Source organism: Desulfovibrio sp. SGI.230 (assembly GCF_050313065.1).
GTDB lineage: Bacteria > Desulfobacterota > Desulfovibrionia > Desulfovibrionales > Desulfovibrionaceae > Desulfovibrio.
The window spans coordinates 32,961-46,483 of record NZ_JBNPKS010000015.1; the positions used below are offsets into that span (position 1 = coordinate 32,961).

12 protein-coding genes are annotated in these 13,523 nt (G+C 64.6%); 1 reads left to right on the plus strand and 11 read right to left on the minus strand.

All coding sequences use genetic code 11. The features are described from left to right. Positions 1-636 precede the first annotated feature (636 nt). From ACQRAG_RS10445 to ACQRAG_RS10460, 4 genes are read right to left on the minus strand one after another with little or no spacing between them, the layout of a single operon-like run. Positions 637-3,636 carry a phosphoribosylformylglycinamidine synthase subunit PurS gene (locus tag ACQRAG_RS10445; protein WP_168935866.1) on the minus strand — a complete coding sequence of 1,000 codons (3,000 nt, stop codon included), beginning with the start codon at positions 3,634-3,636 and terminating at the stop codon, positions 637-639. A gap of 52 nt (positions 3,637-3,688) precedes the next feature. Beyond that, positions 3,689-4,654 carry a polyprenyl synthetase family protein gene (locus ACQRAG_RS10450; protein WP_427804097.1) on the minus strand — a complete coding sequence of 322 codons (966 nt, stop codon included), beginning with the start codon at positions 4,652-4,654 and terminating at the stop codon, positions 3,689-3,691. Positions 4,655-4,668: 14 nt separating this feature from the next. Beyond that, positions 4,669-5,406: a futalosine hydrolase gene (gene mqnB, locus ACQRAG_RS10455; protein ID WP_427804096.1), complete on the minus strand. Its 738-nt coding sequence runs from the start codon at positions 5,404-5,406 to the stop codon at positions 4,669-4,671. 5 nt (positions 5,407-5,411) lie between these two features. Then, positions 5,412-6,725, minus strand: a complete 1,314-nt coding sequence (locus ACQRAG_RS10460; protein WP_204675026.1) for a nucleotide sugar dehydrogenase — start codon at positions 6,723-6,725, stop codon at positions 5,412-5,414. 84 nt (positions 6,726-6,809) lie between these two features. Between ACQRAG_RS10460 and ACQRAG_RS10465 the strand changes: the two genes are divergently transcribed. Continuing rightward, entirely contained in the window at positions 6,810-6,971 is a 162-nt protein-coding gene (locus tag ACQRAG_RS10465) for a DUF2065 family protein (protein ID WP_246118333.1), read from the plus strand. A gap of 126 nt (positions 6,972-7,097) precedes the next feature. Here ACQRAG_RS10465 and ACQRAG_RS10470 read toward each other — a convergent pair whose 3' ends face one another. The 7 genes from ACQRAG_RS10470 to ACQRAG_RS10500 form a co-directional block, all read right to left on the minus strand. Next, the gene (locus ACQRAG_RS10470) at positions 7,098-7,769 is read right to left on the minus strand and encodes a ubiquinone/menaquinone biosynthesis methyltransferase (protein ID WP_168935875.1); all 672 of its coding nucleotides are present in this window, start codon (positions 7,767-7,769) and stop codon (positions 7,098-7,100) included. Positions 7,770-7,803: 34 nt separating this feature from the next. After that, complete coding sequence (locus ACQRAG_RS10475) at positions 7,804-7,977, minus strand: hypothetical protein (RefSeq protein WP_006008942.1); 174 nt, start codon at positions 7,975-7,977, stop codon at positions 7,804-7,806. Positions 7,978-8,231: 254 nt separating this feature from the next. After that, on the minus strand, positions 8,232-9,179 hold the full coding sequence (locus ACQRAG_RS10480; protein WP_303740339.1) for a hypothetical protein: 948 nt from the start codon (positions 9,177-9,179) through the stop codon (positions 8,232-8,234). A 140-nt stretch (positions 9,180-9,319) separates the two neighbouring features. Then, complete coding sequence (locus tag ACQRAG_RS10485) at positions 9,320-9,727, minus strand: cytochrome c3 family protein (RefSeq protein WP_168935871.1); 408 nt, start codon at positions 9,725-9,727, stop codon at positions 9,320-9,322. 217 nt (positions 9,728-9,944) lie between these two features. Continuing rightward, on the minus strand, positions 9,945-10,598 hold the full coding sequence (locus tag ACQRAG_RS10490) for a hypothetical protein (RefSeq protein WP_427805315.1): 654 nt from the start codon (positions 10,596-10,598) through the stop codon (positions 9,945-9,947). Beyond that, positions 10,591-11,799, minus strand: coding sequence for a cobalt-precorrin 5A hydrolase (locus ACQRAG_RS10495; RefSeq protein WP_427805316.1), 1,209 nt, complete (start codon positions 11,797-11,799; stop codon positions 10,591-10,593). Before ACQRAG_RS10495 ends, ACQRAG_RS10490 begins: the two co-directional genes overlap by 8 nt. A 714-nt stretch (positions 11,800-12,513) precedes the next feature. After that, positions 12,514-13,509: an IS30 family transposase gene (locus tag ACQRAG_RS10500; RefSeq protein WP_303900160.1), complete on the minus strand. Its 996-nt coding sequence runs from the start codon at positions 13,507-13,509 to the stop codon at positions 12,514-12,516. Positions 13,510-13,523 lie beyond the last annotated feature (14 nt).

Here is a 13,523-nt window from a genome sequence, read left to right on the forward strand (position 1 = left end):
TCCTTGGTTGAAGCAGGTACGCGGCGTGGTTGCCCACGCGGCGCAGGTCGTCGGACGACCCACCCCGTCAAGGCTGCACAACGGGGCTTGCCTGAAACGCCAAACAAAAAGATTGAGGCATGATGCCTGAAAAAAAGCTCTGTGTCAAACCAGGCAAATTTTGCAAGAGAAAGTCTGGAAAATTTCCTGTCCAAGATGAGTAATTAACAGTTGATATGCAGTTAGCCGGTAACTTTATATCGACTGTTATTTTTTGATATATAAAGTTAGTTTTTGCAGATATAAAGTTGATATAAAGTTAAAAGTTTCTGCAATTCTTATGTATATTGTGAAAGGGGGCAAGAGGCCCCTGCACGGGCTGTCAGGGGGGGCTGAATTGCATATTCCGCTTTTGGGAACACGCATGCGAGAGGTGGGAGGAGAGGACAGAAGGACTGTCCGGGCCGGAGCGGATCCGGCCTTCGGCAGGGGCTTTTCGGGGCCTTCGATATCATGGCCACCACAGAGCGGCGTCAGGGCACCTGCCGTGGAAGGCTGGTTGCCGACGGGTCGCCGACAGGACCGCAGCAGCGGTGCGGGCAACAAAAAAGGGCGCCCCTTGCGGGGCGCCCCAGGTGTTCGCGGCAGGGCCGGGACTTACCAGTCCAGGGTGCGCTTGAAGGCGGTGGTCAGGTCGTCCACGCTTTCCTGCAGGACGGTGACGCCGCCACGGGTCATGGTCAGGGTGTTGTCGTCGGTGACGGTACCGATGCGGCGGCAGATCTGCCAGCTGCCCAGCATGTCGAGGATCATGGCCAGGTCGGGGCGCACGCTGACGATGAGGCGGCTGGCCGATTCGCTGTACAGCAGTTCGGTCAGGGTCATGTCTTCCATGGCGGGCACGGCGTCCAGGTCGATGTTGGCGCCCAGGCGGCCGCCGATGCACATTTCGGCCAGGGCCACGGCCAGACCGCCGTCGGAGCAGTCATGGCAGGCGGACAGGGCGCGCTGGCCCATGAGGCCGTGCACGGCGCGGTAGCGCGGCATGGCGGTGGAGGCGTCCACATTGGGCACGCGGCCGCCGGTGAGGCCCAGTTCGGAGCAGGCTTCGCTGCCGGCCATTTCACGCCAGGTACCGCCCAGCATGTAGATGTGGTGACCGGCGGCCTTGAAGTCCGAGGTCTGGGTGGCGATGACGTTGTTGATGACGCCCATCACCGAGAACAGCACCGTGGGCGGGATGGAGATCTTTTCGCCGCCGCCGGTGTAGTCGTTCTTCATGGAGTCCTTGCCGGAGATGCAGGGCACGCCGAAAGCCAGGGAGAACTGCTGCAGGGCCTTGCAGGCGCGCACCAGCTGGGCCAGCTTGTAGCGGCCGTCGGGGGTCTTCTCGCTCTGGACGGGGTCGCACCAGCAGAAGTTGTCCACACCGGCCAGGGCATCGGGGTTGCCGCCCACGGCCACGGCGTTACGGATGGCTTCGTCCATGGCGTTGGCCATCATCCAGTAGGTGTCGTAGTCGCTGAACTTGGGGCAGATACCGTGGGAGATGACCAGACCGGCATCGGATTCCAGCAGCGGACGGATGACGCCGGCGTCGGAAGGACCATCGTTCTTGACGCCGCACAGGGGCTTGATGGCGCTGCCGCCGCGCACTTCGTGGTCGTACTGGCGGATGATGTATTCCTTGGAGCAGATGTTCAGGCGGTTCAGCATGCGGCGCAGGAAGGCGCCCTGTTCGCTGTCGGGCATGTCCACGCGGATGTCTTCCACCTTGGGGGCTTCCCACACGGCTTCCAGTTCCAGCTGGGGCACGCCGTCATGCATGAATTCCATGGGCAGGGAGGCCACGGGACGGTCGTTGTAGCGCACGTCGAAGAAGCCGCTGTCGGTGTAGTGGCCCAGGGCGGTGGCTTCCACGTCCATGCGGGCGGCCAGTTCCATGAACTCGTCCAGCTTGGCGGGCGGCACGGCCAGGGTCATGCGTTCCTGGGCCTCGGAGAGCAGGATCTCCCAGGGGCGCAGGCCGTCGTACTTGAGGGGGGCCTTGGCGATGTCCAGCACGCAGCCGCCGGTGTCTTCGGCCATTTCGCCCACGGAGGAGGAAAGACCGCCGGCGCCGTTGTCGGTGATGGCGTTGTACAGGCCCAGGTCACGGGCGCGCATGATGAAGTCGTACATCTTGCGCTGGGTGATGGGGTCGCCGATCTGCACGGCCGTGGCCGGGGAACCTTCGTGCAGTTCCTCGGAGGAGAAGGTGGCGCCGTGGATGCCGTCCTTGCCGATGCGGCCGCCGGTCATGACGATGATGTCGCCCACTTCGGCCTTCTTTTCCCAGCCCTTGCGGCCGTTGACGTCGGTGGGGATCACACCCACGGTGCCGCAGTAGACCAGGGGCTTGCCCAGGTAGCGTTCATCGAAGACCAGGGAGCCGTTGACGGTGGGGATGCCGGACTTGTTGCCGCCGTGTTCCACGCCTTCGCGCACGCCTTCCAGCACGCGGCGGGGATGCAGCAGGCGCGGGGGCAGTTCCTTGTCATAGAAGGGGGAGGCGAAGCAGAACACGTCGGTGTTGCAGACCAGTTCCGCGCCCATGCCGGTGCCCATGGGGTCACGGTTGACGCCCACGATACCGGTGAGGGCGCCGCCGTAGGGGTCCAGGGCGGAGGGGCTGTTGTGGGTCTCCACCTTGATGCAGGCGTCGTAGCCGTTGATGAAGGCGATGACGCCGGCGTTGTCCTTGAACACGGACTTGCAGTAGTCGTCGTCGCCCAGGCGCTTGCGGATGGCGGCCGTGGCGTCACGGATGCAGGTCTTGTACAGGTTGTTGACCTCTTCGCGCTGGCCGGTCTCCTTGTTCTCGTAATGGATGCGGGAGGCGAAGATCTTGTGCTTGCAGTGTTCGGACCAGGTCTGGGCCAGCACTTCCATTTCCACGTCGGTGGGGTCGGCGGGCAGACCGGCGGCTTTGCGGCGGGCCTGTTCGTCAGGGGTGGCGAACTGGTCGCGGATGCAGTGCAGCTCGCGCAGGGTCAGGGCCCAGGTGTTGTCGCGGCTGGCTTTCTGCAGGGCCTCGTCGTCCATGCTGGACAGGGGCACCACGTCCACGGTGTCGTTGGCTTCGCCGGTGACCTTGGCGGCCTGGGCTTCGAAGCCGGGCTGGGCCTGCCATTCTTCGGCGCTCTTGACGCGGAAGCGCTGGATCAGGGTGTTGCAGAGCAGGTCGCGGGCCAGGGCCTCCACCTCTTCACGGCCGAGCATGCGGTCGGGCGTGCAGGTGATGCGGTACTGCACCGAGGTGTAGACGCGCAGGCTGTCACGGGCGATGCCCAGCACCATGGCGGCGGTGTCACGGGCGGTGCGGCCTTCGTTGTCGGTGACGCCGGGGCGGTAGCCCACTTCCACGATCCAGTGGGGGGCGGGTTCCACGAAGGGCAGCGGCTCCAGCGAGGCCTGCTGCAGGATGGGGTCGTGCCAGATGCCTTCGTCCACCAGACGGTTCACCTGGGCGGCATCCAGACCGTCCACGGTGTAGACTTTGATCTGACGGATGGCGGCAACGGGGATCTGCAGCGCCTTGAGCAGATGCAGCGCCGTCTTGCGGCCCTGGGTATCGGTAATGTTGGCATGAAGCCCGGTTTCCACACGATAGAGCATACGGTCCTCGCTTTGGCGGCGGGAATCCCGCCGGTTCTCCGTAATAAGGCGATTATTTTTTGCGGTCGCGAACGTAGTCGGCCATTTGTTGCAGGATGTCCTGTTCCGGTCCCGAGGGCAGGGTGGCCAGGGCCGCGCGGGCCTTGTCCAGATAGCCTTCGGCAGCCATGCGCGTGGCCTGGTCGAAACCGGCCGCACGGATGCCGTCAGCGATGCGCTCGGCGTCGCTGTCGGTGAAGGAAGCGTCATTGAAGGCCTGGTCGAAGGCCGCGCGGGCGGCATCGTCCAGGCTGTCGCGGTACATGCGCAGGGGCGGGGTCAGCTTGCCCTCGCGCACGTCGCCGCCCGAAGGTTTGCCCGTGACGCTCTGGGGGGCGAAGTCCAGGGCGTCGTCCACGATCTGGAAGGCCATGCCGATGTTCTCGCCATACGCGGCGGCGGCTTCCACCAGGGCATCGTCGGCACCGGCGCGCAGGGCGCCCAGCTGGCACGAGGCCCGGATCAGCCAGGCCGTCTTGCCGCGGATGATCTCCTCGTATTCCTCGGCGGTGGTCTCCACCTGATGCTGGGCCGCGATCTCCAGGATCTCGCCGGCGGCGGTGCGGCTGGTGGCCTCGGAGAAGCAGAAGCACAGGCGCGGGTCGCCGCACTGGGCCACCAGGGCATTGGCATGGGCCAGCATGGCATCGCCGGCCAGGATGGTGCTGGTGGCGTTGAAAATGGTGTGCGCGGCGGGTTTGCCGCGACGGGTATCGGCATTGTCCAGCACGTCGTCATGCAGCAGCGTGGCGGCATGGAGCATCTCCATGGTGACGGCCAGATCGTAGATGTCTTTTTTGTCATAGCCCAGCAGGCGGGCCATGAGGATGGTCAGCAGGGGGCGCAGGCGTTTGCCGCCCGCTTCGAAAATGTGGCGGGCGATGGGGCGCACGGGATGGGGCAGGCCCTCGGCGGCCCGGGAAAGAGCCTTGTTGATGGGGGGCAGTTCCAGTGCCAGACGGGCTTTCAGAAGCAGCATAGCGACATCTCGGTTTATGGTGCGGGGCGCCAGATATCCGCCAGACGGCGCATGGCTCCCGGAAAATCCGTTTCATGCGGTGCGCGCGGCCCCACCCGGTTGGAAACGCTGCGTACCTCCACACAGGCGATGCCCTGGCGGGCGCAGGCCAGCGCCACGGCAAAACCTTCCATATTTTCCAGCAGGGCCCCGGGATGGGCCTGCCGGAGCTGTCCCACACGCTGCCGGGAAGCGCTGACGCCCGCCACGCTCAGGGACGTGGCCGCGGGCAGGGAGCGCAGCCCATACAGGCAGGCGGGCAGCTGCGCGGGAGCGGCCAGGGGCAGACGGTCGAAGACCGGCCCGTGCGGCCCTTCCCACTGGGGAAAACCGAACGACGGGCCGTCCACAGCCGTCCCGTCGTGCAGGCCGTATTCCGGCCAGATCTCTTCCTCCACCCGCCAGAGCGAACGGAGGGGCGCCCGTTGCAGGTCCATGCTGCCGGCCACGCCCACGTTGAGCACCAGTGAGACCGCATGTCCGGCCTGTCGGGCCCCGGCCAGTGCCAGCCCCATGCCGAGGGCGGCGTTGACGGGCCCCACGCCGGTGATGCAGGCCAGGGCCGGCAGGCCCAGGTGCAGGGGCAGCAATTCCTGCTCCGGCAGGCCGGTCTGCGCCGCCGGGCCGCATGCCGCTCCGGGAGCGGGCCCCAGGGCCTGTTCCGGCAAGGCGGACAGCAGTTCGCGGGCGGTGGCGGCACAGACCAGCAGCACGGCGCTTACAGTCTCCAGTAGTCGATGCCCGCGGCGCGCATGGCCTGCGGGTCGAAGAAGCCCTTCACGTCCATGAGCACGGCCTTGTTGCCGTCCTTGCAGCGGGCCTTGATGTCTTCGGGCGTCAGGGCGGCGTAGGCCTTGTGGCTCACGGCCAGCAGCACGGCATCCAGGTCGCGCAGCTGGTCCAGATCCACCAGCTCCTGCCCGTATTCGCGCATGGCTTCGGCCGGGTCGGCCTCGGCGTCATGCACCAGCGGGACCACATTATATTCCTTGAGTTCGCGGATCACGTCCACCACGCGGGTGTTGCGCAGGTCGGGCACGTTCTCCTTGAAGGTGAAGCCCAGGATGCCCACGCGCGCGCCGCTGACCACGTTGCCGTTCTTGATCAGGCGCTTGACCAGGCATTCGGCCACATATTTGCCCATGTTGTCGTTGGTGCGGCGACCGGCCAGGATGACTTCGGGGTGGAAGCCCATCTCCTCGGCCTTGAAGGTCAGGTAGTAGGGGTCCACGCCGATGCAGTGGCCGCCCACCAGACCGGGACGGAAGGGCAGGAAATTCCATTTGGTACCGGCGGCTTCCAGCACTTCGAGGGTGTCGATGCCCAGGCGCTCGAAGATGATGGCCAGCTCGTTCATGAGCGCGATGTTCAGGTCGCGCTGGGTGTTCTCGATGACCTTGGCGGCCTCGGCCACCTTGATGCTGGAGGCGCGGTGGATGCCCGCCTTGACCACGGAGCCGTAGACCTGGGCCAGCAGGTCGGCCGTGGCCTGGTCGGAGCCGGAGACGATCTTTTTGATGGTCTCCAGAGTGTGGACCTTGTCACCGGGGTTGATGCGCTCCGGCGAGTAGCCCACGGTGAAATCCGTGCCGTAGGTCAGGCCGGATTCCTGCTCCAGGATGGGCACGCAGATCTCTTCGGTGAGGCCGGGGTAGACCGTGGATTCATAGACCACCACGCAGCCCTTGGGCATGTGGCGGCCCACGGTGTGGCTGGCGCCCACCACGGGGGTGAGGTCGGGGGAGCGATGTTCGTCGATGGGGGTGGGCACGGCCACGATGATCACGGCGGCCCGGGCCAGGTCGGCAGGGTCGCAGGTGTACTCGATCGTGGCGGCGGCCAGGGCTTCGTCGGTCACTTCGTTGGTGCGGTCATGGCCTTTGCGCAGCTCTTCGATGCGTCCGGCGTTGATGTCGAAACCGAGCACGTTCATGTGGCGGGAAAAAGCCACGGCCAGGGGCAGGCCCACATAGCCCAGGCCCACCACGGCCAGGGTCTGTTCACGATTCTGCAGGGCAGCGAAATCCACCATCGTTTTATCCTTTACAAAAATGCCTGTTTCCGCCATGTGAAAGACATGACTTTTGACTGGAAACCATTTCTTGCGGCATTGGGTTTGGCCATCCTTCTGGAAGGCCTGGTCTGGGCTCTGGCTCCCGACGCCATGCGACGGGCAGTGATCCTCATCGCGCAGATGCCCAAAAGCTCCATACGGGTCCTCGGGCTGGCGGCGCTGGCTCTGGGCCTCTTTCTTGTATGGCTGGCCCGCAGCGCCTGAGCTTGAGGCTTTTTTCCGCATGCATGACGGCGTCCCTTGGGGGCGCCGTTTTTTTGTGCCGGAGGATGGCGCCGGGTCGTCCCGCCTGCGGCGGGGAAGCCGGCGCTATCGCAGCGCGCTGGCCCGCTAGAGGGCCTTTTCACCCACATGCAGGCAGACGATGCCCGAGGTGAGCTTGATATGCCAGGCCCGCGCGAAACCGGCATCGGTCATTTCCTTTTCCAGGGCCGGGGCCGTGGGGAAATTGCGGATGGTCTCGGCCAGATACTCATAGGCGCCCGGGTCGCGGGAGACCATCTTGCCGATACGCGGCAGGATCCTGTCCAGATAAAAATTGTACAGACCGCCCCAGATACGTTCGCTGCCGGAGCCGAACTCCAGGATGCAGGCGCGGCCGCCGGGGGTGAGCACGCGCAGCATCTCGGCAAAGGCCTCGGAGCGCGGCTTGATGTTGCGGATGCCGAAGGCCATGGTCACGCAGTCCACCGAAGCGTCGGGCAGGGGCAGCTTTTTGGCGTCAGCGGCCACGGGCATGATGGCCCGGGCGTTGTCGCCCTTGAGCTTGTGCAGGCCGCGCTGGAGCATGGGCGGGCAAAAGTCCATGGCGGGCACCTGCACATGCGGGTATTTGCGGCGGATGGCCAGCGAGACGTCCAGGGTACCTGCGGCCAGGTCGAGCACGCGGTTGGTGCTGCCCACGCGCACGTTCTTGGCCAGCACATGGCGCCAGTAATAGTCGATGCCCAGGCTCAGCGTATGGTTGAGCAGGTCGTAGAAGCCGGCGATGCGGCCGAACATGCCGGAGACGGCAGCGTCATGCTGGGGGCGGGGATCAGTCACGTCCGGCCTCCCTGGGCGCGTTGCCCTGGCGGATGGCTTCGCAGACCACGCGGTACACGGCGGGAAAGACCTCGGCGAAGTTGCCCGGCGAAACCGTGCGCGTCTCGATGAATTTGGCGGTCAGCTCCTTGGCGACCTGAAGGGCTTCCTTGCTGTCTTTGTCCATACCTGGCCTCGTGGCATACAAAATGAAAAACCCGTCCACTGGGGAATGGCCTTGACCCACAACGGGAAAACGCCGGACGGGTAAAGGAACGGAAACGGCGGCCCCCGCCCCTTTTGTTTTTGATTCGGGCCTGTACAGGACTGCTGCCTGCAAAAGGCCGTCCGTCAGCATATGCGCTAACGGTGCGCTTGGCAAGTCGATGCCCCCGCGGGAGCGGGGGCGGAAAAGGCCGTGCGCGCAGGGAAAAAGGCCGCTCAGGCCTGGTCCCCCATCAGGCGCCGGATCTCTTCATGCAGGATCCGCGCCGCAGCGGCGGCGGCCGCCTTTTCCACGTATTTGTCAAAATCCGTCATCAGGTCGCCAAGCTGGTGCTCCAGGGCTTCCACCCGCTGTGCCAGCATCCGCCGCTCTTCCTCAAGACGGGCCACGCGTTCGCTGTCCGCAGTGGCCGGGGCCTCTCCGGAAGCGGCCGGAGCGTCCTGCAGGGCCTGTACCTGTTCTTCCAGATGGGTGAGGCGTTCCACGGTCTCCATGAGCAGGGTGCCGTCACTGTGGCTGCCCCCGGTCTGGCTCTCCAGACTGTCGAGACGCTGCAGCATCTCCTGGCGTTCGCCCTCCAGCGCGGAAAGGCGCTCCATGCTTTCCATAAGCAGGACGCTGTCGGGCGCTCCGGCCATGCTGCCGGAGGCGGTGTCTTCCGTGGCGGGCAGGGCCTGCACCTGCTCTTCCAGATGGGTGAGACGCTCCACGGTCTCCATGAGCAGGGTTGCGTCGCTGTGGCCGTTCCCGGCCTGGCCTTCCAGGGCGCTCAGGCGACGGTCGAGCTGGCGGCAGCTTTCTTCCAGGCTGCTGATGCGCTCCAGGCTTTCCGGCAGCAGGGGGCTTTCGGTGCCGGTCTGCGCTGCCAGAGCGGCCAGATGCAGGCCCGTATCGCCGATCACGGCCGCGGAGGCATCCAGCTGGGCCTCCCAGTCCCGGGCGGGGGGCACGTCCTCGACGGCGGGCGCGGGGGACGGCACGGGCTCGTGATCCTGGACAGGCAGCAGGAGCAGGTCGTCAGGAGCCGGGGCGGCCGTTGCCGGAGCCTCGTCGGGCAAGGGGAGGGGCTCAGGCGTTTTGGGGCTGTTTTTCGGCAGGTCAGGGCCTTTTTCGATAAGGTCCGTCAGTTCGATGATCTCGTTTTGCTCGGCAGATGCGGCCATGGGCGCCTCTCATGCAGGATGGTTGGTGATCCGGTTCCTCAACGGCTTGCCCTGCATAGCAGCTCATGCTCCAAAAGGCAAACCGCCAAAAAGAAAAGCCGCGGTTTCCCGCGGCTTGCAATGCGAAAATGGATGACGGCCTACGGATGGCACTTGGACTTGGCGCAACCGGTGAGGTCCTTCTTCAGGTCAGGCTTTTCGGCCACGACCTTGACGTGACAGGACAGGCAGCTCTGATGCTTCAGGGGGGCATCGGCCTTTTCCTTGGCGTGCATCACATAGTACAGGCTGTTGGTCCCCTTCTTGTCCTTCAGGTTGTCATGACAGCCGGCGGTGGCGCACTTGGCATAGCTTTCCTTGCCGTCCACAGGGTGGTGGCAGACGACGCATTCCACGGTCTTGTGGGTGGAGTGGTTGAAGGTCACCGGCTTCTTGGGATTGGAACCTTGCAGGACGAGACCGTCAGCCGGGACAGGGGGCTGGGCCGCGATGGCGGGCACGGACAGGGCCAGAGCCAGGACACCGGCAGACAACAGGGCGAACTTCATGACAACCTCCTCACAGGCTAGTCGAACCTTGGGACGCGCGGAACGGCTCCGGGACGTCACAGACAGATAACAAATCAATACGCCGGTTTGCAGAATGTGTCAACGTGGGTGGCGGAAAATCCGCACGGCCTTCGGGCAGGCGGGAACGCCGGAAAAACGTCCGCCTGCCGTGAAGTTGTAGCGCGATTTTATAAAATTTTTCTTGAAAATCGAAAGATTACGCGCTGCCTTCCCGTTCCCCGCCCGCACTGAACAGCGGCAGGGTCCGGTGCGTCAGGTGGACATTGTCCGGCACAAAAATATTTTTTTCCAGCCGCAGGCCCGCATCCACGCGTACCTCCCGGCCCAGATGGGCCCCTTCCTCCACGATGACGCCCTCACCCAGGTGCGCGCCTTCCCCCAGATGGACATGGTCCTCCAGACGGCAGCCTGCCTCCAGACGCGATCCGGCCCGCAGCACGCAGCCCGTACCGGTACGGCAACCCGCTGCCAGCGAGGCATCGGCAAAGATGAGGTTCCCGGCGCCGACGAGGACATCCCGCTCCCTGTGGGCATCAGGATGGACCGCACTGACCAGAGTGAAGCCCAGTTCCCGCAGGGCGTCGTGCAGCAGACGGCGCAGTTTGGCAGCCTGCTTGTGCGGGGCCGTGACCACGGCCCGGGAGAAGTCCGGCCGCAGGCGGGCCAGGTCGGCGTCCCGGCCCAGCGGAGGCACGCCCGCCTCTGACGCGAAGTCACAGTGCGGACCGTGGATGACGCCCGCAGGGACCAGCCCGGCAGCCTGCAACAGCGGTACGGCCGCGGCGCACAGGCTGCCGCCGCCCACCAGCAGGACCGCGTCCCGCCCTTCGTTCATGACGATCTCAGACATCATCCCTCCGTAAAATGCTGTTCGACAGGGCCACGGCCAGGGTCAGCTGGCCGGCCACCTTGGTTTTTTCCACCAGCAGACGGGCGGCCAGAGCGTCCGTGCCGTCTGTTTGCTGTCCGTTTTCTGTTCCCGCCGGCGGGCCGTCCTTCAGCGCACTCCGGCTCACAGGCGACGCCCCCCCGCCATCCGCCTTCATCATACCGGTCGCGGCCATCCGCCGGGCCGCCAGCAGGCAGGCCGCCTCACAGACACTGAAGGGTGCGCAGGCGAAGCGTTCCCCTGCCGCCGTGGACGGGTGCGGTGTGCTGACGGCGGCCAGTTCCGCGGCATCGAAGGTCAGCAGGGGCAGGCCCAGACGCCGGGCCAGTTCCTGCAAGGCCGGTTCTCGGGCCTTTTCCGTCACGGTCGCTAGGGCCGCCAGAGCCTGGGGTTCCAGTCCGTGGCGCAGCAGCAGGCCTTCCACGGCTGTGGCCACCAGCGGCGCAGGGATACCCTTGCGGCAGCCCAGCCCCAGTACCAGCGAGGGCAGGGCCACCCGCAGGCGGCCTTGCCGTGCGGGCAGACGTTGCCAGTGTACGCAGACTGCGGGCCCGTCCTGTTCCGGCAGATGCTCCTGCCGCAGGAATCCTCCCCCTTCGCCGTCCGTCACCGCGCCGCAGGGGTCCCACAAGGGCAGGGGCCGCCCTTCCAGCCAGCAGGCCTGGGCCGGAGGCAGCTGGTCCCAGTCCAGGATGCGCAGGCCCGCTGTCTGGAGGAAAAGGTCCAGCGCAGGGCGCTCGCCGCAGTCCGTGGCCGTGGTGATGACAGGCACGGCGTCCAGCAGGGCGGCCACATGGTGGCACAGGCTGTTGCCGCCGCCCCAGTGTCCGGCCAGCAGGCTGATGACGAAACGGCCGTCCGGCGAGATGACCAGGACAGGCGCGTCCGTGCTCTTGTGTTCCAGCAGGGGCGCCACGGCCCGCACGGCGATGCCTGTTGCGCCTATAAAGATCTGGGGAACTTCTGCGGCCTGCCGGGCTGCATCCATGATGCCGGCAAACGGCAGGCAGTCTTCCGGGGCAAAACGTTGCGGCGCGGACAGGCGGCATTCCGCCAGCGTCTCGCCCGACGGCCCGCGCCACGGCGCTGCGGCCATGGCTTCCCGCAGGCGTCGGGCCAGCGGCAAGGCCGCGCTGCTCAGGACATGACAGATACAATGCATGGGATTTCGGTGGGGTTGGTGGTGGAAGAGGGGCGAAGGGGAAGGGGGGCCCTTTTGGAAAAGGGCCCCCCTTCCCCTTCGCGCTCCCCCATCCCCGCCGAAAACTTTTACTCAGGTCGGTATGGCACGTCCCCGTCGCCGGACGCAAGGCCTGTCATCTCCCCAGACTGGGAAAGGAGCGGGTGAGGCAGGCGGAGAAAGAGCGCCGCCGGTGCGGCAGATGCCCGACAGGCAACAGGGTACGGATGACCGCGGGGGCTTCAGGGGAATCTTCAAAAGAGAAAAATGGAAGGAAGACTGGCAGAAGAGGGCTTTTGTCTGCCATGCAGCGACACACAAAAGTAGCCGTTGGGGAAACAGACCGGAGGCGGCAACCCGACAGACGCTGCGTACCGGCTGCTGTCCTCTTCATCGTAAAAAAACAGCCCGCCAAAAAGCCGGGAGACCGGCATCAGGGAGCAGGCCCGCGTGTCGGGCAGGCCGTCAGGGACCTGATGAAAAGGTTTTGGAAAGGAGAGGGGGACCGACCGAAGGCGGCCGCAGGCCGTGCCCGTTACGACACGGCAGCTATGGCCAAGGATAGGAGGGGCAACGAGACAGACGCTGCCTACTGCTGTTTTATCAATAATTTTGATGTGATAGCTGCCGCTGAGTTACGGGCATCGAGAGCAACGCTGCGAGGGGGAGAGGGAGAACCTTTTCGCCGGCAGATTGTCAAATGAATTGCACCGCAAGCAGGATACCCTTTTCCCGCAGCTGCTCGACAGTCGAAAGATAACCGAACTTCTTTCTTGGGCGGTGGTTTATGAGAGCCACCGCCCTTGCTATCTCTTCATTGGTCAGCCGGGAAAAATCCCTCCTTCGGGGAAAGAACTGCCGCAACAGGCCGTTGCTCTGTTCGTTCAGCGCACGTTCCCCCGGACAGCCCGGATGGCAGAAGTAACTTTTTACCTGAAGGGCCTCATCGACCTGCCGGAAGCCGAAGAACTCCTTGCCCCTGTCATAGGTCAAGGTATGCCGATAGCGTGCGGGGACGCAGGAAAACAGCTCCTTCAGGCAGGAAGAGACGCACTCCACGTTTCGTGTCCGGCAAAATGCAGCCATGAGAAAGCCGCTTTTGCGTTCCACAGCCGTCAGGATATAGCCTGAATGCCGATGACCATGTATGAGATCGCATTCCCAGTGACCATAAATATTGGCGCCTGGGCGGTCGTCTATGTCCGGCAAATCGGGCAGATAGCGAACAGCGGACTTGGTGCGCCTGGAAAAGACTTTTCCTGGCCGCTTCAGACGAAGATATTTCCCATACCCCTTGAAAGGCCGTACCTTGCTGGAATCGCTGTCTTTCTGTATCCAACGGTAAATAGTCTTGAAACTTATCAAGGGAAGGTTGAGGCAGGCGGCCTGCAGACGCAAGCGCCCCGCGATCTGTTCGGGAGACCAGCGTTCCCGGAGTTTTTCCTGGACGTAGGCCACCAGCTCGGGTGTACGCCTGGAAGCCTTTTTGTCCTTCGTGTTCCGCCAGACAGCCTTGCGTTGCGCCATATCCGCCTGATATTTCCCGTCTTTCCCGCTGTTGCGTTTCAGCTCCCTGCTGATGCTGGAAGGCGCGTAGCCCAAGATCCCCGCTATTCTCCGAATGGAAAGATTCCCGGCAATGAGGCTGGCTAGTATTTCCCGATGTGTTTGTGTAAGCTGGTGATGACCCACGACAGTCTCCTCAT

Coding starts and splice junctions, on each gene's coding strand:
- ACQRAG_RS10445 (WP_168935866.1), bottom strand. CDS start 3,636: ATGCTCTATCGTGTGGAAACCGGGCTTCATGCCAACATTACCGATACC.
- ACQRAG_RS10450 (WP_427804097.1), bottom strand. CDS start 4,654: ATGCTGCTTCTGAAAGCCCGTCTGGCACTGGAACTGCCCCCCATCAAC.
- ACQRAG_RS10460 (WP_204675026.1), bottom strand. CDS start 6,725: ATGGTGGATTTCGCTGCCCTGCAGAATCGTGAACAGACCCTGGCCGTG.
- ACQRAG_RS10470 (WP_168935875.1), bottom strand. CDS start 7,769: ATGTTCGGCCGCATCGCCGGCTTCTACGACCTGCTCAACCATACGCTG.
- ACQRAG_RS10475 (WP_006008942.1), bottom strand. CDS start 7,977: ATGGACAAAGACAGCAAGGAAGCCCTTCAGGTCGCCAAGGAGCTGACC.
- ACQRAG_RS10480 (WP_303740339.1), bottom strand. CDS start 9,179: ATGGCCGCATCTGCCGAGCAAAACGAGATCATCGAACTGACGGACCTT.
- ACQRAG_RS10485 (WP_168935871.1), bottom strand. CDS start 9,727: ATGAAGTTCGCCCTGTTGTCTGCCGGTGTCCTGGCTCTGGCCCTGTCC.
- ACQRAG_RS10490 (WP_427805315.1), bottom strand. CDS start 10,598: ATGTCTGAGATCGTCATGAACGAAGGGCGGGACGCGGTCCTGCTGGTG.
- ACQRAG_RS10495 (WP_427805316.1), bottom strand. CDS start 11,799: ATGCATTGTATCTGTCATGTCCTGAGCAGCGCGGCCTTGCCGCTGGCC.